Below are 19723 nucleotides of genomic sequence, written 5' to 3' on the forward strand. Positions count from 1 at the left end.
ACTTGACATCTTTTGTCATATTTAAAAAAGAACCACATTCGTGGCTCTACAAATTCGCTTTTCTTGCTTGGGAATGTTGAAATTTTCGTGGAACAAGATACATTTTTCCATCTTTCACAAATCGATATCCTGTTTGTTTAAACCAAAAATTGACATTTGCTTTCTCACATTGCATTTTCAAATCCAATATCCAATCAAAATGGCATGGTCTTGCCTTACTTCCTGATTCTCCTCCACAGACAAGTTGATAAATATCATCATCCAAATATTTACTGAAATCAACTTTTTCTAGCATCGGTTCGCAAATAATATTTTTCTTTTTAATTGGTAGAGCTTTAAAAATGGGTAGTCTTTCATCTGCACGTTTTTGTGTTTCACAAGTTACCCCTATCCATACATTGTCATAACCATCTAACCAATCTGCAGGAAGATTTTTTTCAATTCTCTCTGGTCTTTTCGTGATAAAGAAAAATTGGCAATCACTTCTCTCTTTTATCATCTGCCATGCTTCTTCACGCCACTGGTCAGCTTCTTCTATAAAAAAGTCTGACGTAAAACATGTCCAAATCATGGATCCTTTTTTTATTTTGTATTCCCCTTTTTTATTCTTTGCAACGGGTGCATAAAATGAGTTTGTTTTGTGGATATCTTCAGGATTGTTTCCTCGTTTAAAATCACCACGAAACATGTAACAATTCAAACATCCTTCACTTTTTTTGTGACATCCATGCCACAAGTTCCACATCGCCATACTTTACTCCTTATAATGTTTATCTATATCAAGAACTATATCCTTACACAGAAACAATAAATCTCTTCTAACATCACTACGGTTTTTCCATCCGCGTTGATCCCACTTATCACTAGTTAAATCATCGCCACCATAAATTAGTGCGGCATAATTAACATTTCTAAAATTGGTTACTGCAAATAATCCTGCTTGTTCCATTTCAACCATTAGACAATTTTCATTATTGCGTAATGCAATCTTATCTTTTGTTTCTCTATAAAATGCATCCGTAGTCCATACTTTTCCCTTTATATATGACACTTCTCTCTCTTTAAGCTGATTTTCTACAAAAGATAATACTCGATCATTGCATCGAACTTCTCTTGATGGTGCCATGTAATGATAAGATAACCCCTCATCTCTTATTGCGGAATCAACCAACACAATTTTGCCCACTGTAATATCTTTGTGCAATGAACCTGCTCCACCACAAAACATGATGTTTCTAGCACCTAGTTGAATGGTTTCTTCTAAATCACCACCACACGCTGCTCCACCTACTGCACCTTGCATAATCATACAGTCATAATCTTTAAAGCGATACACTGGACAAGGATTCTCACCTGAAATCATTTCATATAATTCAATAATTCCTTCAGCTAGTAGTGCTCTTAAAACATCTTGAAAGAAACACACAACTAGATTTTTTGACAGTGGTTTGCTGTCTTCTTCCACAATTGAAGGATTGATAAATGCATTGGGATTGGAATCAAATTCCAAAATAGGAAATTCTTTTCTTAAACCATTTTTTTTCAGATAATCCTCTTTGAACATAACATATCGTTTGCATTCAATTTTTTTATCAAGTTGCACTGCATCAAATATAGCATCTTCTTCATAGTGATACCCAGTTTTTATGATTACTCGACTTGATCTATCATTTCCTTTAAAATGCTCAATCCACAACAAATCGACACCTACATCATCAAATAAATATTGATGAATACGATTAACAGCTTCAGTCATTATTCCTTGACCCCAATAATCTTTACTTAAACAATATCCAATGGCTCTTTGATCAAGGTCTTTATATTTTTCGAGTATTTCATTTTTAATTCCAATTGATCCGATTGTTTTATTTATATCTTTTAATACAATTGCATATTCACTATGACTTTGGATAAAACATTGCAATATTTGTTGACTGACTTCAATGGAATCATGTTTTAGCCAACCTGCATGTATTCCCACATCCTCCATTGATGCATACTCATATAAGTCATCTAAATCTTTTAAATTCCATGGTCGAAGTATTAATCGACTAGTTTCTAATGTTTTCACATACATCACCTTCACTATTCTATAACAAGAAAAAACATGTTTATATTATAATAAACCATTTACTTCAAACCTAAAAGAAAAGATGAGAATTCTAATAATAATTTACAAATAAAAAAAATGAATGTTTCTTGTTAAATCTACAAGTTTCATTCATTTTATTGTTTTATTCATTATTAATAACTAGATCTTACTTTGATTTTCGTGGTTTCGGCTGAATATAAATCCAGTTATATCGGTCATCCACATTTGATTCATTTGGATAATATACAAAATAATGATCTCCAGAAATATCAGTATTTTTCCTAATATCCCCAATTTTTGGTTTTTCTCCTGAACTTTCATCATAGTACTTATCAAAATTGACCTTTACGCAATATTCACTTAAATACTGTTCTGGACTCATTTTTTTAATTCTTTCAATTTCCGCCTTATCAGCAGGAGTAATTGAATTAGGTTTACCCTTTACATTTATATAGTAAGTACCATTCCAAAATATAACATCACCATTACCTATGTTTAAATCACCAATTGTAGATAAATCTTCCAGATCGTGGTTTATATCAAAAATATCGACACCAATTGTCATACCAGTATGTATTGTGCAATATACTTTTCCCTTATTGATAGCAATTTTACCTTTATCTGGACAAACTTCTCCACCAGCATATAATCCGCCATCTACATTTTGAATTGCATCAACTGTTGTAAGTGTTCTTGAATCAACTCCCTTACTTTCAGCCACAAGAATAGCTCGTTCTATTAGTTTTCTATTATTAGCACATGTTGTACTCTTTCCAGCCTCAATATATCCAAATACCTTTGGTACAATAAGCAAGCCCAAAACAGCGAGTATCGCAATCACTACGATTAACTCGATAAGTGTAAATCCTTTCTTTTTCATGATATTTTCTCCCAACTAACATCATTTCAATGAATTTCATAAATTTTACACCCTAATTTTAACTTTATTTACTGTTTATGTCAAAAAATGGTTATTTGCTTACTTTCCTATATACTCTTTAATGTTTATCGTTTCCCCAGATTTTCTTGACTTTTCTGATGCAAATGCTAAAACATGTGAATGAACAGATCCGCTTATTGGATTAGAGTTCGTCATTTCTTCATTTAATATGCCAATAAAATTATGCATAATGCCATAATCTCCGCCACCATGTCCCTTATCTTGTTTTTCTATTGTCACTATCGTCTTATTTCCACCTAAGAATTCTGTTATTTCAATTACTCCAGAATTCATAGCTGCTTTTATTTCTCCATGTGTCCCCATTATTCTTAATGTACGATCACATTCTTCAGTAAAGGCTGTCATTGTGAATGTCATGATAACACCATTCTTATATTTAATGTTTATTGTTTGGTGATCTACTACATCATTATCACAATGAAATACACAATGACCATACATCGTTTCTTTAAGGCTCTTTACTCTTCCATCCAAACTCATATCTGTACCTATCGCATTCGTTGGCCATCCAATATGTTCTGTTAGATATGTTTTATATACATCATACCGACAGTTATCTCTGTTTGGGCAATGATCTAAACAACAAATCGGTGCATCTTTTGGTGCATTTTCTTTTTTAAAGTAAGCTAAATCACCATAGCTAGATAATGACTCTGCCTCGCTACCAATTAGCCAAGTATAAATATCTAAATCATGACAACACTTTTGTAAAATCATTGGAGAAGATGTTTCTTCTTTTCTCCAGTTACCTCTTACAAATGAATGGGCTTGATGCCAATGCCCTACATTTTCCATTGCTTCTACGTTAATAATTTGACCTATTGTTTTCTCATCCAATAGTTCTTTTATCTTCTTATAGAAAGGTGTATAGCGCAATACATGACAAACAATAATTTTTGTATTGTATTCTTTTGCAAGTTTTTCAATTTCTAAGCACTCTTTTAGATTTGGTGAAATTGGTTTCTCAAGTAAAATATCATAACCTAATTTAATGGCTTCAATTGTTTGAGCATAGTGATCTTGATCCATCGTTGCGATGATAACTGCATCCGCAAGTTTCCCTTGTTTTAGCAATTCTTCACCACTTTCAAAACACATTTTATCTGGAATATGATATTCCTTCTTGAATGACTCAACTCTTCCTGGAATTAAGTCAGCAACCGCAACAAATTTTAGTCCGCCATTTTCTTTGACATAAGGTGGGTATGCGTATTGACCTCTAAGTCCCGCTCCAATTACTGCGCATGTTTTCATTGTCTTTTCTCCTTATTATAAAAGCTCGAATAATCGAGCTTTATCGTACTTGTGTTCCCAGAGGTAAATCTTGGATATTTAACACTTCAATTTTCTTATCTGTTGCTCCTGCAAGTATCATCCCTTGAGATTCAACACCACGAAGATTTGCTGGTTTAAGATTAATAATCACAACTACTTTCTTACCCACCATGTCTTCTGGTTTGTAACTTTGAGCAATTCCAGAAACGATTTGTCTCATCTCTCCACCAATATCAATTTGAGACACAAGTAGCTTATCTGCTTTTGGATGTTTTTGGCATGAAATAACTTGTCCAACAACCATTTCAACCTTCGCAAAATCATCAATAGTGATTTCAGGTAATTTTGATACCTTAACTTGTGGTTTTACAGTTTCTGCTTCAATTGTTTCAAGTATTTCTTTTTCATCTAAACGTGCAAATAATATTTCTGGTTTATCTGTTACATGAATTCCAGATTCAAGTTGTCCAAAATTTTGAATTGATTCATAATCACGTTTGTTTGTATTTATTTGATTAAGAATTTTTTCAGATGTTTCAGGTAAGAATGGTTTCATTAATATTGCTGCAATTCTTATACTTTCAAGTAGATTGTATAAAACTGTTTTTAAGCGATCATGTTGGGCTTCATCTTTTCCTAAAGACCAAGGAGTTGTTTCATCAATATATTTATTACTTCTTCTTAATAAAGTAATAATTTCATCAATTGCATCGGCAACTTTTAATTCATCCATTTTTTTATCTACATGAATTACTGTATCATTTGCAACTTGTATTAATTCCTCATCAAACTCACCAACACATTTTGTATTCTCAACTAATCCATTAAAATATTTATTGGTCATTGAGATTGTACGATTAACTAAATTACCAAAAATATTAGCTAAGTCTGAATTGATTCTTTCAATCATTAATTCATAAGTTACTGTTCCATCTTGAGCAAATGGCATTTCATGTAGCATGATATAACGAACCGCATCAACACCAAAGTAGCGACTTAAGTCATCTGCATAAATCACATTTCCTTTTGATTTACTCATCTTGCCCTCACCTACAAGTAACCAAGGATGACCAAATACTTGTTTTGGTAGTTCAATATCTAAAGCCATTAACATAATTGGCCAGTAAATCGTATGAAATCTTAAGATATCCTTACCAATTAAATGAACATCTGCAGGCCAGTAATGTTTAAATAGCTCATCATGATTACCATCAAGATCAAATCCTAGACCTGTTATGTAATTTGTAAGTGCATCAATCCAAACATAAACAACGTGTTTTGGATCAAAATCAACTGGTATTCCCCACTTAAATGATGTACGAGAAACACACAAGTCTTGTAGTCCAGGTTTAATAAAATTATTAACCATTTCATTCTTACGTGATTCTGGTTGAATAAAATGAGGATTTTCTTCAATGTGTTTCATTAAACGATCTGCATATTTACTCATCTTAAAGAAATAAGCTTCTTCTTTAGCTGGTTCAACAGCTCTACCACAATCTGGACATTTACCATCTATTAATTGAGACTCTGTAAAAAATGATTCACAATCTTTACAATATAAACCCTCATATTCTGATTTATAAATATCACCTTGTTCATACAATTTCTTAAAAATCTTTTGAACTTGTTTTTCATGATAAGGATCTGTTGTGCGCATAAATTTATCATAGGATACATTCATACCATCAAATTGTTGCTTTATGATTTCAGCCACACCATCCACATACTCTTGTGGCGTTTTATTTGCTTCTTTTGCTTTATCTTCTATTTTTTGTCCATGTTCATCTGTTCCTGTTTGAAAGCGAACATCATATCCAACTAATCTTTTATAGCGTGCAATTGCATCTGCTAAAACAATTTCATATACATTCCCAATGTGGGGTTTTCCTGATGTATATGCAATTGCCGTTGTAATATAATACTTTCCTTTGTTTTCCATTTTGCTTTCCTCCTAATAAAATAAAAACGCCCTTAAACCTAAGGACGTGATTTACGCGGTACCACCTTAATTTATACTTTACAGTATACACTCAACTTCTTAACGCGAAGGCACGTCTCATTTTACTTATCAAATGATCGGCTCCTAGACCATGTTCTCTTGTTATTTCATGTATGTTTACACCAACCACATACTCTCTTTGCTTTATAATCAAGATACTCTTCTATTCTTAGCCTGTACCGATATTATATATAGTAAGTGATATTAAGTAAAGAATAACTTCTTTTTTCAATTGTTCTTATATAATTTGTATAATTCTATTTTTACTTATCTAAATAGATTGATAATAAACTCTCTTATTCTTACAATAATGATTCATCTTTGTACTATATTCATCAAATTAACCACCACATCTTCAAAAAAGCCCTTATTTATGCACATTATCGTTTGACACGATGACTTTACCATGCTATGATGAAAACGTATTCAAGCAATATCGGGGATTTCACATCGAGGTCAGTGTTGATTGAGATGTATTTTTTTTAAGATTTGCTATACAGGTTATGGAGGTACAAAATGAGTACAGGTAAAGTAAAATGGTTCAACGCTGAGAAGGGTTACGGATTCATCACAGGTGATGATGGTCAAGACATCTTCGTACATTTCTCTGCAATTCAAACTGAAGGATTCAAAGCATTAGATGAAGGTCAAACAGTAAGTTTCGACGTTACAACTAGCGATCGCGGTCCTCAAGCAACAAACGTAGTGAAACTTTAATTTATATTATTAAGTAGCTAACTGAAAAGATATCGATGATATCTTTTCTTTTTGACTTATCATTTTAACTCCATTACAATTTTATATATGGAGGTAGATATTTATGATAGTAACTACTACAAATGCAATTGAAGGTAAGAAAGTTATCACTTATCATGGCATCGTATTCGGCGAAGTCATCACTGGTGTAAACTTTATACGTGATATTGGCGCAGGTTTTAGAAATTTCTTTGGTGGAAGATCAGAGGGTTATGAATCTGAATTAATCGAAGCACGTCAACAAGCACTAGAGGAATTAAAGCAAAATGCTACCAAATATGGTGCAAACGCTGTGATTGGCATTGATTTTGATTATGAAGTTTTAGGTGCAGATAATGCTATGTTAATGGTAACTGCTTCTGGAACTGCAGTAACTGTAGAATAAGAAAGAATTGCATGACTGCAATTCTTTTTTATATATAAAAGTGCACCCCAAATGGGGTGCACCATGTTATCAACCTTTAAGATTCATCTGTTTTTAGTTTTCTGATAATCATCTTCCAATTACTGAAGTTAAGATGAGAAGAATTTAAAGATTACCATTCAACTATAATTTAGCTTAGAATATCAACAGGGAGAGTTGGGACATTCTAGAATTTAGAGATAATTCAGGTATTGGTATGATAACTAGTGTTTGGATAATGCTGGGTTTGGATATAATTCTGGTATATTTATCTTAACTTCAAGGAACAAGATTTGCCTTTGCTCCATTCACACATTGGGTACCAATTTGTGTCAATGCAACAAATAAATCAGTCAATACTCTTTATAATCTCCATGTAGAAACTTTTCCTAATTTCTACATTAATAGAATAACTATATTTCATGAAAATTACAATAAAAATAATCTCATAATCGTACTTTTTTTCAAAATAAAAGCTGATGTAGTTCAATACATCAACTTTTTAATTTTTAGTAATTTGTTTTTCTAACTTCAAAGAATGATTTTGGATATCCACATAGAGGACAAGCTCCAGGAGCATTTTTTCCTACCATTGTAAATCCACAGATTTCACATTGCCAAGCAACGTCTTCAGATTTAGAGAATACTGTACCTTCTTCAACATTTTTAAGAAGAGCTAAATATCTTTCTTCATGTTCTTTTTCAACTTTAGCAACCATGTCCATTTGTGCTGCAATCTTAGTAAATCCTTCTTCACGAGCTGTAGCTGCAAAGCCTGCATACATATCAGTCCATTCATAGTGTTCACCTTCAGCAGCAATTTTTAAGCCTTCCATTGTGTTAGGCATTTTATCTCCATGAAGAGCTTGGAACCATAGGCGTGCATGTTCTTGTTCATTACGTGCAGTTTCTTCAAATATAGCTGCGATTTGTTCCATACCTTCTTGACGAGCCATGTTTGCGAAATAAGTATATTTATTTCTAGCTTGGCTTTCTCCTGAAAAAGCAGTTTGTAAATTTTGTTCTGTCTTTGATCCTTTTAATTCCATTTTTGTTTTCCTCCTAGTTTTTTTCAATTTTTTTGCTGCATTCATCACAAATGCACTCAAAGGTAACACTATGTCCTAATATTGATATACCCAACTTACTCTCTATGTCTAGATCAAGTGTTTCATTGTACATCATTGGAGCATCATGAAATTTTCCACATTGAACACAATGAATATGATAATGAGGTTTATTGTTCCCATCATAATAAGAAATATCCTTATCAATGATGCGAGTAATAACATTCATTTCCACTAAACGATTTAGATTACGATAAACTGTCGCAATTCCTATATTTGGATTTATCTTCGCAATTTCTTGATAAACTTCTTCTGCTGTCATGTGTTTATCAACACCTTGCACAACTTGAAGAACTTCCTCTCGTTGTTTAGTTTGTCTATAGGTCATATTGTCACCTCCTTATTGATAACTGTTATCATTATAGCACTTTTGTTTAAGATTACAATACTCTAAAATAAGAAATCAATTTTCATTTAAATTTCAAGATAAACGCAACAGAGTGTTGCAGTTAGGTGAAACAGTTATAATAAATGTACCTATGCTTGGTGATAACTGACTATATAAGAAAGTGAGGACATTGTTATGTCTAAATCAAGTAAACATCTATCATTAAATGATCGTATTTCTATTCTTCAATTTGTTACCGAAAATAAATCCATGCGTAAAATAGGTAGAACCCTTGGTTATAGTGCTTCCACTATTTCTAGAGAACTATCCCATCATCGCTATCTTTCAGAAGCCAAAAGTTTTAATCGTAAACGAGATTCTAATTCTTGTCATAGTTCTCGTCTAGCTTCTGCTCCTTGGGTTTGCCATGGCTGTAACCGATATGGCCATTGCCAAAAAGATAAATATCTCTATACTCCTAAGTTTGCTGATCAAGATTATCGTTCTACTCTCATTGTTTCTCGTCATAAAGTAGGTTGTGGTTCTGATGCCTTTGATTATCTAAACGATTTATTACTCCCTTTAATCAAAGATAAGGGGCAATCTTTTAATCATGTTTTCGCTTCCATTTCAAATCAACTTGGTATTAGTAAAAGTACCCTTTATCGTTACATTGACAAAGGTTATCTGAATGATATCAAAAATATTGATTTACCTCGTCGTGTTCGTTATAAACCTCATCGTTCTTCTAAATCAACTGTAACAAAAGATACAACGATACGCATTCATAGGACTTATCTAGACTTCCTCACCTTTATCAAAAATAATAAATGTAAATACATCTGTGAAATTGATTCTGTCATTGGGTCTAAAGGTGAAGATGAAAAAGTATTGCTTACTCTGCTTTTCCGTAATTCTAATTTTATGTTAGCTTTCCTTCGCAATCATAATGATGCCCAAAGTGTTGTCGATATCTTTGATCGCTTGGAATCACTTTTAGGTTTTGCTAAATTCGCTTCTCTCTTCCACGTTGTTCTTGGTGATAACGGCTCTGAATTTGCTTACGTGGATGCTTTAGAAGCTAATCACAGAAAACTGCAACGTTGTAACTTCTTTTATTGTGACGCTCGTGCCTCCCAACAAAAAGGTAAGTTAGAAAAAAATCACGAATTCATTCGTTACTATCTTCCTCAAGGCACATCTTTCAATCATTTAAGTCAGTGTGATGTAGATATCATGATGAATCACATTAATTCCACAAAACGCTCTAGTTTAAATGATAAATCACCTTTTGAATGTCTTACTAAATCTCAAATTACTGCAATAAAAAAACTTGGCTATACCGAAATTGCCCCTCAACAAGTAATTTCAAATCCAAGTTTATTTAGAAAATAGGCTATCCTATTTTATCATCAAACATAGGTAATCCACTAATACGAAAGTGATGCATTTTCTTGAAACGTTTATTCCACTTTCGTTTTTGTCATACCTTCATTCCTTGATTTATATCTTCATTGTACTACTTTTACTCTTTTTTCATAGAAAAAAATCTGTTTCTTCTTTTGATTTCTTCAGTTCTTCCCTTTCTCTTGTTGCGTTTTCTTGGGTGTTTCTTTTACCTTGATATTTAAGCGAAATCAATTTTCTTTGATAAGAAAGCACAAATCCATGCAAAATAACTATTTGCTTTGAAGTTTCAAACTTGTTCTATTATAAATAAAACCCATGTGCATTTACCATCTGTATGGTTCTTGCACTATGGGCAATTATTTACTTCTTTTCCATTTGTTCATTAATTTGTTGTACCATATCTTCGACATCATTTACTTGAATGAAATCAATGCTTTTTTCAGTTAATTCAATCACACCACGATTATCATCCGTTCTTTCATTTTCTGGTATCTTCTTTGTCATCTTTATCATCATTTTCATCATATTTCGATGTATAAATCCTAATTTATTTAAATCCATATTTCCACGGTAATAATAAATTCTTGAATCATCTGCTTTTTCAACAGGAACAACTTTTCGTATTGCTTCTCTAATCGCTTTTAAGTTTTCTTCTGTTCTACTTGATAGCCCAACCGAATAAATATAAACCAACGTTTTATTTGTATCTACTTTTTCTATTGTGTTTTTCAGTCCAGTAATACCACCTGCATAATGACCACCACCAATAACAACCACTTCATAATCATTTAGTTTTGATACTTCTTTATAGTTCTTACAATCAAAATCTAATCTCTTAGCTATTTCTCTTGCATACGCTTCTGTTGCTCCATAATGTGAGCCAAAAACTACAATTCCTTTTTTCATCTTAATTTCCTCCTATGGCATTTTCAATTGCCTTCTTAATGCACACACTACTTGTAGTAGCCCCAGATATTGAATCAACATCAATCGATTGCTTGAGAATGACTTCTTCCACAATTGTTTCTGCTTTCTTTCCAAGAGCGTTGATATGTTCTGTGATTAGAATTTGATCTATCTTTTTTTCTTTCATTACTACTGTTAATTTAACATGTACTGGCCCAACTGTTGCTACACCTTCATATTCCCCATCCTCAAGATTTGAATGGTCAATACTATCAATTGTAACTTTACCAATTACATCTTTTGCAAATAAATCAAAACCAATAAATACCGCAATAACAAAACCCAAGATACAACAAACCACAACAATTAAACGCCTAAGTATTTTATTTTTCATTTATCAATTCAATTCCTTCATGTAATTTATCAAGTAACTTATACAACATGCCTAATTCTTTATCATTGTAAATCGAAAATAACTTAAGCAATATTTCATTGTTTTCTTGATTAACTTCTTTAAAGTATTTATGTAGCTCTTTTCTTGATTCGATTGCTAATGCTCTTGGATCATGTTTACTTTGCTTAACCGTTACAAAATTTTTAGTTTCTAATTGAATCGCTAGTTTCTTAATATTTTGTCTTGAGCAGCCTAACAATCTACCATAGTCAGTCAAAGTAAGTTCTTCATTAAATTCTGTACTTTGTTTCACCATAATCATCAACATAAATTGTTTCAGCGTTACTACTCCATACGTTTTATCAAACGTTGTTTGCAACAAATTTTGTATAATATTCAATTGTGCAAAAATACCTTTCGCTTGATTAAGTCTTGAATCTTCATATTTCTTTGCAAGTTGTTTAATTTCCATATCGCACCTCATACGTAACTTATTACCATTATTATAGTAACTAGTTACTAGTATGTCAAATAAAAAATGAAATCTATTTCTAGACTTCATTCTTTTATAAGTTCTATTATTTTTTTTACTTTATCAAGACTAACTACTTCATAATCATTTTCATTATGATATGCATAACTCACGCCATTCATTGTCGTTGTTGGATCAATCTTCCAGTCTTTACAAGATGAATGAACTTGCTGAATATTCGTTTCTTTAATAAATTCAATTACATTGGTATCATTGATTCCACTTCCTGCAAGGATTTCTATCCTGTTACCATATTTAGAAACCAGTTCCTTGATCATTGCTTTCCCTTGAATTGCTTTTTCTTTAAGACCACTTGTTAAAATTCGATTTACACCTAATTCAATTAGCTGTTCAATTGCAACATATGGATCTTTTACACAATCATAAGCTCTATGAAAAACCGCTTCTTTTCCATTATATGATTTAATAAGATTCACCATTTTCTTTGTATTTTCAATATCAATTGTTCCATCTAGGTTTAAAAACCCAAACGCAATTCCATCAGCGCCATTTTCAAGTAGTATCTTCGCATCCATAAACATCACTTCTATATCTTCTTTACTATAGTTAAACCCCGCTGCTCGTGGTCTTACCATTGCGATTATTTTTAATTCTGTATCTTGCTTTGATTTGACTAAGCTTGCAACACTTGGAGTTAATCCGCCTAAATGTAGAGCACTATTTAATTCAACACGTTTAGCTCCTCCATGATATGCAGCTAAACAATCTTCATAACTTCCACAACAGATTTCAACAATTTTCATCTTACTTCCTCTTTATTCTTCTATTGGTGCCATTCTAACAGTTAAATAATTATCTAGCCATTCTTGTGATGCAACTTCACAAATACATTTTCCATCTGTGTTTTTAACTAGATATACTGTTGGTTTTTCATTCTCGGTCGCAACTGCAAATGAGAATCCATCAATATTAGTTGCCACTCCCCATTCACCTTTATTATTCATTGCGATAACCGATAAATCGCCTGCTTTTTGTCTTCTTTCTTTTAATTCTTTATCCAACTGATTCACCGCTATTTCACATGCTGCTTGAGGATGATGTCCATCTTTCATTAACCGCACAATTTCATAGGATATACACCCCTTCATTAGATCTTCGCCTAGTCCAGTCGCTGTTGCTCCTCCAACCTTTGAATCTGCATAGAAACCAGAACCAACGATTGGTGAATCACCTACACGACCTTTTCTTTTCATAAACAATCCACTCGTGCTTGTTGCTGCCGTTAATTTCCCTTGTCTATCCAAACAAACCATTCCTACAGTATCATGCCCACTATATGGTTTTAATTCTTGTTCCTTAATTTCTTTTATACGCTTACGATAAAATATTTTTGCACGATCAGTAAGCATGTTCTTTCTTTCAAAGCCTTCTTTATGTGCAAACTTTTCAGCACCTTCTGCTACAAGCACGCAATTTACTTTTTCTTTACTTAAGCGTTTAGCAATACTAATTGGATTAGCATAATCTTTTATTGCAGCAACTGCACCAATATCCAATGTATCTCCATCCATATAAGCTGCATCTAATTCTACTTCCATCTCCTCATTTGGAAGTCCACCATACCCAACAGATTTAAAATACGGAAAATTTTCTACTTCCATAATCGCTTGTTCAATAGCATCACAAGAAGTACCACCTTGCTCTAAACTAATTGCGCTTTTTTCAAGCCCTTCTTTTGCCATTCTCCATGTTGCTATGATACCCCACATAATTTATTCTCCTTTTACTAGATGTTTACTATATATCTGTTTATTAAGTTAAGCATAATAATTTTTAAAATTTTAATCAACATATTTCCCCGATTTTATATAATATAGTTTGGATTAAACCAAATACTGATAAGAAATATTAAAATTAAAACAATAAGTAATAGTATATTAGTTTTCTTAGTATTCATTGAAGGTATCTCTAATTTCTTTCTTTTCCAGTTTTAGTGATATTGGGCTAAAATCAAACTTAAAGTCAAACCGTATACTATCGCGAAAGTGTTCTCCAAATACAAATGTGATATTCTTATCTGGACTTAAATAGTTCACAGAATTTAGATTCACTTCTTCACCATCTATATAAGCTTCTATTTCCCTTATAGAACATCTTGCATCATTGTTATAATTTAAACCAAAAACATCTTCTGTATACCAGTTTAAATTTAGACATTGTCTTACATTTACTGGTTGTTCTAAAACAACTATTAACAAATTTCTAACTCCATTACTTTGCAATAGAAAAACATAACTAATAATAATTACATAACTCAACATTTCACTACTTAATATTTCTTCAAATATTGATACTTTTTCAACCTTGCCTTTTATCATAAATGTCGCTGCAAGAAAGATCATAATACATTGAATTGGAAATACATATATTAGTAATGCATCGAAAACATTTTTGAGAAATGAAAAATACATTGCTAAATGAAGTATACTTAATGAAATTAGTATTAACTTCTGATGTCCATATACTTTATTCTTTATTACTAAATAGATAACAAAAATCAAAGTCATTACGATTAATAGTGCTTTGAATAATCCCCATATCTCAATATATGTTGTATCGATAAAATAAAAAGTATAAATTAGCAAACTAGAATATAACAAGCACGGAATACTAATACACAGTAAAATTTTGCTGAATTTATTCATAATATAGCCCCGTATTTTCTAAAAATATATAAAACCATTTTAATGTCTTTCTTCATCAAGAATACTATTTTCATAGGATTCATTACGATAAGAATCGATTCCTTTTGCATTATTTTCTTCAAGGACACTTTCAACCATTTTGTTGACACCATAGTTAGATACAAAACTATTTGTATATTCAATTTTACCTTCATTACTAATATATGGATTAAGGATGGTTATTTCAAGTATCCTATCTTCCATCTTGTAAAACAATGACAAATAAACATCCTCATCCTTTTCATGTTTATGATAAAATACTGCGTCAATCATGTTTTTGTCACCATAATCTTTTTTATATTGCAATGAATTATTGTTAAGAAAAGAGTGTACCTGCTCAATATTTTCTTCGTTAATTTCATCTATTATCACATCAAATTGGTTTTCTATTTCTACAAAACTGGATAAACCTTTTGGTCGATCATCAATTATAATTCTCATTATATTCTCATTAATTGTCCAGCCAAAATGTTCTATTATTTCTTGATTTGTACTCATCTTAACAATAACTTCATCTCTTGGGTTCAAATAATTTATGGTATATGGTGATTGCCATTTTTCAAGAGGTTCTCCATTAACCAATACAATTGGTGAACCACATGCATAATTAAGCAATTCATCATTGCTTGTTTCTAATTTTAAATTTGTATACCCCAAAGGTCCTACAATTTTATAACTGCTTATGCAATCATATATATCAATTTTTTTAATACTCTGTACTTTCAAATAGTTTTTGAATTCCGAACCATCAAGAAAATAAATTACAAATAACAACAAAAAAATAAGCAGTGAATTACTCGTAAGTATTTTTATGAAAATATTTTCATCTATTACTTCCTCATCATGTTTACCAAATATTTCTATTAAATAAATTAAGATAATAAACACAATTAAAATCATTCTTGGAATCAATCCTAATTGGTCTCTTATGATATAAATTGTAGTAATGAAAATTAAAAACAGAGTAAAAAAATATGCTTGTAAACCTTGATATCTTTTGCGAAAAATAGTAACAAACCCAATAAAGAATAAACTTATCAAATAAATTGTAAACTGTATATAATTTCTGGCATCTGCATAATTTCTATAATCATAATAATCGCCTAGTGAATTTATAAATAACAAGAAATATAGAATTAATAAAATAATGCGTCGTATAAGTATTTTATTCATAGCTTTACCAATATCTACTCATCAATGAATAATAGTTATAATTGATGTATATCAATAACAAAATAGAAAGAATTATAAATAGTAATATATTCATTATCAATTTAATTTTCTTTGCGCTACTCAAATTGTTCATATCATCTCTTACTTTTATATTATAAAAGTAACTCCCTCTACCACTCTACATCAGTAGACTTTTCGTGTCAATATTTTATTATTGAAATATTCATATAAAAAAGAGGTTAGCTAACCTCTCTTCAACTTCTTATAAGTTATAAAAACAATGTATCTTTGAATTGAGCTTGTAAATTTTGATATCACGAAATTTAATTTTGATGTATGTAATTATATATTTCGTTTTTCGACATTCCTGTTTGTTTAGCTACTGCTTTAATTGCATCTGATTTACTTAAACCTTGGCTAATAGCTTCTTCAACAAGAAGTGTAATTTCTCCCATATCAATTGCTGGTTTTAATTCTTCATTAAATCCTTCAACTACGACAACCATTTCTCCTTTAGCACCTTTTATTTCTTCAAGAACTTCACTACAGCAACCACGAATAAATTCTTCATGTTTCTTTGTTAGTTCTCGTGCCACACATACTTGACGATCACCCAGTGCTTCTAGAACACTTGCAAGCATTTTTTCAATTCGATGTGGTGCTTCATAAAAAATCAATGTCATTGGATAGTGTTTATATAAATTTAAAGTTTTCACACTTTCTTTTTGGTTTGCTGGTAAAAATCCAATGAATGTAAATGGTTGTGTAATGAGCCCTGAAGCAACCAAGGCATTTAGCATTGCATTGCATCCTGAAAGTGGCACAACATTGTATCCAAGAGCAATTGCTTTGTTGACGATGACTTGTCCTGGATCACTAATCAATGGATACCCCGCATCAGAAATAACTGCAACATTTTTTCCTTGTTCTAATAATTGAAGTAATCCTTTTGATGATTCTTGTTCATTAAAATTATGATATTGTACAAAGCGTGTATGGATATCAAAGTATTGCAATAACTTCATTGAATTTCTTGTATCTTCACATGCAATGACATCAACATTTTTTAAGACTTCAATGGCACGTGGTGTCATTTCATCAAGGTTACCAATTGGAGTGGGTACAATATATAGAGTTGGCATTTCATTCCCAAAACTTTTTTGACGATGAACCAAGGCTATTCAGCCTCCTTTTTAGGTTGAGGTGGTTCAACTTTTTTGACTTTTGCTTTATTCTTTAAATCATCTAAAGAAATAAATTGAACCGTTTCACGATTTTCAAGTTTAGCTTGTTGAGCTATAACATTCATCGAAGTAACTCGATATGTTTGCCCTTCATACTCCACTTGTGCATTTAGTTTTGGTAATCCTTGTCTTAACTCTTTATATGCATCATCTTCAAATTTTAAACAACACATTAATTTCCCACATTGCCCTGATAACTTTTGAATATTTAGAGCTAGTAGTTGATTCTTTGCCATATTAATCGAAACAACATCAAATTCATCCATAAATCTTGAACAACATGTTTCCATGCCACATGGTCCAATGCCTCCAATAATTTTTGCTTTATCACGTGATCCTATTTGTCTAAGTTCAATACGACAATGTAATCCACTTGCAAGTTGTTTTAATAATTCTCTAAAGTCTACTCTTTCATCTGCAACATAAACAAATAAAACCTTGCTTCTATCTAAAGTATATTCTGCACTTATTAAATTCATATCCAATTGAAGTCTTTCAATTTCTTTTTGACAATAAGTGTATGCTTCTTTTGCAAGTTCAATGTTTTCTGCATAACGTTGACGATCTTCAGCTGTTGCTTTATTTAATACTGGTTTTAGCGGTGTGCGTACTTCAACATCTTTAAGTTCGCGAAGTGGACTTACAACCTCTCCTAATTCAACACCCCTTGCAGTTTCAACCACAACATAATCACCATATTCAATTTCTTCATTGTTTGTTCCAAAAGAATAGCATTTGTTTGTATTTCTAAAGCGAATAGAAATAACATATTTATAACTCTCTTGTGTTGGAACTTGATTTATAGTTTCTTCCATTACATAACCTCCTTTATCTCGTAAATCATTTGTTCGATAACTAATTGTAAATTATAACTACGATTGCATTTGTCTTTGCTCTCTAACAGAATTAACAAGATTTTTTCTATTGCAATGTTTTTATTTGCAACTCGATTTACTTCTCTTTCAAACCATCCTGTTTGACTCTCTTTATTTGAAACAACATCTCTAAAGAATATAAGTAAAATTTCTAAAAACATTTTTACAATATCTTTATCTTTGTCTTTATTTCCTAACACTTCTGTTTCAAACCAAACTAAGAAACGATGGATATCTACATCAAATAAGGAAACAAATCTCTCTGCAACAACCATGCCTGTTTGATATTCTTCTGTTTCACTCATTTCTTTCATATAATCAACATCTTTAACAATATGACTTAACACATAACTATCCAAAGAGCTCAATCCTGAATCTAAACCACTTTCATAATAATGTTCTACATTCAAAGGCTTAAATGGAATTATTTGACATCTAGAAATAATCGTTGGCAATAATCGATCAATACTATCTACAATTAAAATTGCTTGGGTGTCTTGACCATTAGGTTCTTCTAAGAATTTCAATAAACTATTTAAAGCTTCTGTTGTTGCATTTTCAGCCATATCTAGAATATAGAATTTTTTTCCACTTTTCTCTAAGGCTGTTTTAGAAAATTGTTCTTGAAGGTGAAGTATACTATCTTTCTTAATCGTAGCATCGTTTCCATCAAGGTAGATTAAGTCTGCATATGTATTTTCAGTTATTCTTCTACACTCATCACACAGTTCACACGCAAAGCCATCTTCAGTATGTTCACAAATTAAGTTTTGAGCAAACCACAGTGCTGCTTCTTTTTTTGGTGTGCCTTTTACACCAGTAAATAAATAAGCATGGGCAAATTTTCTATTTTTAATTGCATTGCTTAATGTTTGATATACAATGGGTTGCGTTTCTTGAAGTTTATCCCTGATCATGGATAATCTCCAGAACACGGTTATATGCAGTATCTACAACGGTTTCAACATCTTTTGATGCATCCACAATTAACATGCGCTCTTTAAATCTTTCAACTATTTGTTTATACCCTTCTTGCACATCATGATGAAATTGAATTGTTTCTTGATCCAAACGATCTTTAAATTCTCTATTTTCAATTCGTTTTAATCCATCTTCAGCACTTAAATCTAAGTAAATTGTTTTTACTGGCATGAACCCTTCAATTGCGAAGTTATTAATTGACCATATTTCATCGATTCCTAGATGTCTTCCGCACCCTTGATATGCAAGCGAGCTGTCCACAAAACGATCACAAATAACTACTTTACCTTGCTCCAATGCTGGTTTTACTTTTTCCACAAGATGCTGTCTTCTACTTGCAGCATAAAGTAATGCTTCTGTTTTCGCATCCATTGTTGTGTGCTTTGGATCCAAGATAATATCTCGAATTTTTTCTGCAATTTCAATACCACCAGGTTCCCTGGTATATATTGCATCAATCCCGTTCGCTATTAATTTATCATAAACACCTTTTGAAACAGTTGTTTTACCGCTTCCATCGGGTCCTTCAAATGTTATAAATATTCCTTTTTTCATAAAT

21 protein-coding genes and 1 other annotated feature are annotated in these 19723 nt (G+C 31.7%); of the genes, 3 read left to right on the forward strand and 18 right to left on the reverse strand.

Annotated features, from left to right (window positions below; translation table 11 throughout):
* Nucleotides 1-46: 46 nt before the first annotated feature.
* The 5 genes from B5D14_RS02645 to metG form a co-directional block, all read right to left on the reverse strand.
* Nucleotides 47-751: a DUF5131 family protein gene (locus B5D14_RS02645; protein WP_078711030.1), complete on the reverse strand. Its 705-nt coding sequence runs from the start codon at nt 749-751 to the stop codon at nt 47-49.
* 3 nt (nt 752-754) lie between these two features.
* A complete protein-coding gene (locus B5D14_RS02650) occupies nt 755-2071 on the reverse strand; it encodes a GNAT family N-acetyltransferase (protein WP_159443701.1) in 1317 nt (438 codons plus the stop codon).
* A 187-nt stretch (nt 2072-2258) separates the two neighbouring features.
* Nucleotides 2259-2972: a type II secretion system protein gene (locus B5D14_RS02655; RefSeq protein ID WP_078711032.1), complete on the reverse strand. Its 714-nt coding sequence runs from the start codon at nt 2970-2972 to the stop codon at nt 2259-2261.
* Between the two features lie 99 nt (nt 2973-3071).
* Complete coding sequence (locus B5D14_RS02660) at nt 3072-4307, reverse strand: Gfo/Idh/MocA family protein (protein ID WP_078711033.1); 1236 nt, start codon at nt 4305-4307, stop codon at nt 3072-3074.
* 40 nt (nt 4308-4347) lie between these two features.
* Nucleotides 4348-6270 (reverse strand): methionine--tRNA ligase, encoded by a 1923-nt coding sequence (gene metG / locus B5D14_RS02665; protein WP_078711034.1) that lies wholly within the window; start codon nt 6268-6270, stop codon nt 4348-4350.
* A 37-nt stretch (nt 6271-6307) separates the two neighbouring features.
* Nucleotides 6308-6510: a binding site (T-box leader), on the reverse strand.
* A 336-nt stretch (nt 6511-6846) separates the two neighbouring features.
* Between metG and B5D14_RS02670 the strand changes: the two genes are divergently transcribed.
* On the forward strand, nt 6847-7047 hold the full coding sequence (locus tag B5D14_RS02670) for a cold-shock protein (RefSeq protein ID WP_078711035.1): 201 nt from the start codon (nt 6847-6849) through the stop codon (nt 7045-7047).
* 103 nt (nt 7048-7150) lie between these two features.
* Complete coding sequence (locus B5D14_RS02675; protein WP_078711036.1) at nt 7151-7471, forward strand: putative heavy metal-binding protein; 321 nt, start codon at nt 7151-7153, stop codon at nt 7469-7471.
* A 527-nt stretch (nt 7472-7998) separates the two neighbouring features.
* Here B5D14_RS02675 and rbr read toward each other — a convergent pair.
* Together rbr and B5D14_RS02685 are read right to left on the reverse strand one after the other, a co-directional pair.
* A complete protein-coding gene (gene rbr, locus B5D14_RS02680) occupies nt 7999-8538 on the reverse strand; it encodes a rubrerythrin (RefSeq protein ID WP_078711037.1) in 540 nt (179 codons plus the stop codon).
* Nucleotides 8539-8551: 13 nt separating this feature from the next.
* Nucleotides 8552-8944, reverse strand: a complete 393-nt coding sequence (locus B5D14_RS02685; RefSeq protein WP_078711038.1) for a Fur family transcriptional regulator — start codon at nt 8942-8944, stop codon at nt 8552-8554.
* A gap of 195 nt (nt 8945-9139) precedes the next feature.
* Between B5D14_RS02685 and B5D14_RS02690 the strand changes: the two genes are divergently transcribed.
* Nucleotides 9140-10339 carry an IS30 family transposase gene (locus B5D14_RS02690; RefSeq protein WP_078711039.1) on the forward strand — a complete coding sequence of 400 codons (1200 nt, stop codon included), beginning with the start codon at nt 9140-9142 and terminating at the stop codon, nt 10337-10339.
* Between the two features lie 375 nt (nt 10340-10714).
* Here the strand turns inward: B5D14_RS02690 and B5D14_RS02695 are convergent, their stop codons facing one another.
* The 11 genes from B5D14_RS02695 to tmk all read right to left on the reverse strand — a co-directional run bounded on the left by B5D14_RS02695 (nt 10715) and on the right by tmk (nt 19719).
* Complete coding sequence (locus B5D14_RS02695; RefSeq protein WP_078711040.1) at nt 10715-11260, reverse strand: flavodoxin domain-containing protein; 546 nt, start codon at nt 11258-11260, stop codon at nt 10715-10717.
* A gap of 1 nt (nt 11261) precedes the next feature.
* Nucleotides 11262-11654 carry an FMN-binding protein gene (locus B5D14_RS02700; RefSeq protein ID WP_078711041.1) on the reverse strand — a complete coding sequence of 131 codons (393 nt, stop codon included), beginning with the start codon at nt 11652-11654 and terminating at the stop codon, nt 11262-11264.
* Entirely contained in the window at nt 11644-12126 is a 483-nt protein-coding gene (locus tag B5D14_RS02705; protein WP_078711042.1) for a MarR family winged helix-turn-helix transcriptional regulator, read from the reverse strand. Before B5D14_RS02705 ends, B5D14_RS02700 begins: the two co-directional genes overlap by 11 nt.
* Before the next feature lie 86 nt (nt 12127-12212).
* Nucleotides 12213-12950, reverse strand: coding sequence for a copper homeostasis protein CutC (locus tag B5D14_RS02710; RefSeq protein WP_200804739.1), 738 nt, complete (start codon nt 12948-12950; stop codon nt 12213-12215).
* Between the two features lie 12 nt (nt 12951-12962).
* Nucleotides 12963-13916, reverse strand: coding sequence for a glycosylasparaginase (locus B5D14_RS02715; RefSeq protein ID WP_078711043.1), 954 nt, complete (start codon nt 13914-13916; stop codon nt 12963-12965).
* Nucleotides 13917-14093: 177 nt separating this feature from the next.
* Entirely contained in the window at nt 14094-14852 is a 759-nt protein-coding gene (locus tag B5D14_RS02720; protein ID WP_078711044.1) for a hypothetical protein, read from the reverse strand.
* Nucleotides 14853-14891: 39 nt separating this feature from the next.
* A complete protein-coding gene (locus tag B5D14_RS02725; protein WP_078711045.1) occupies nt 14892-16064 on the reverse strand; it encodes a hypothetical protein in 1173 nt (390 codons plus the stop codon).
* Between the two features lie 323 nt (nt 16065-16387).
* Nucleotides 16388-17206: a 16S rRNA (cytidine(1402)-2'-O)-methyltransferase gene (rsmI, locus tag B5D14_RS02730; protein WP_078711135.1), complete on the reverse strand. Its 819-nt coding sequence runs from the start codon at nt 17204-17206 to the stop codon at nt 16388-16390.
* A gap of 35 nt (nt 17207-17241) precedes the next feature.
* A complete protein-coding gene (locus B5D14_RS02735) occupies nt 17242-18123 on the reverse strand; it encodes a PSP1 domain-containing protein (protein WP_078711046.1) in 882 nt (293 codons plus the stop codon).
* Nucleotides 18123-19100 (reverse strand): hypothetical protein, encoded by a 978-nt coding sequence (locus tag B5D14_RS02740; protein WP_078711047.1) that lies wholly within the window; start codon nt 19098-19100, stop codon nt 18123-18125. The genes B5D14_RS02735 and B5D14_RS02740 overlap by 1 nt, the downstream gene beginning before the upstream one ends.
* A complete protein-coding gene (tmk, locus tag B5D14_RS02745) occupies nt 19087-19719 on the reverse strand; it encodes a dTMP kinase (RefSeq protein WP_078711048.1) in 633 nt (210 codons plus the stop codon). Before tmk ends, B5D14_RS02740 begins: the two co-directional genes overlap by 14 nt.
* Nucleotides 19720-19723 lie beyond the last annotated feature (4 nt).

It is taken from the genome of Anaerorhabdus furcosa (assembly GCF_900167375.1).
Lineage (GTDB): Bacteria > Bacillota_I > Bacilli_A > Erysipelotrichales > Erysipelotrichaceae > Anaerorhabdus > Anaerorhabdus furcosa.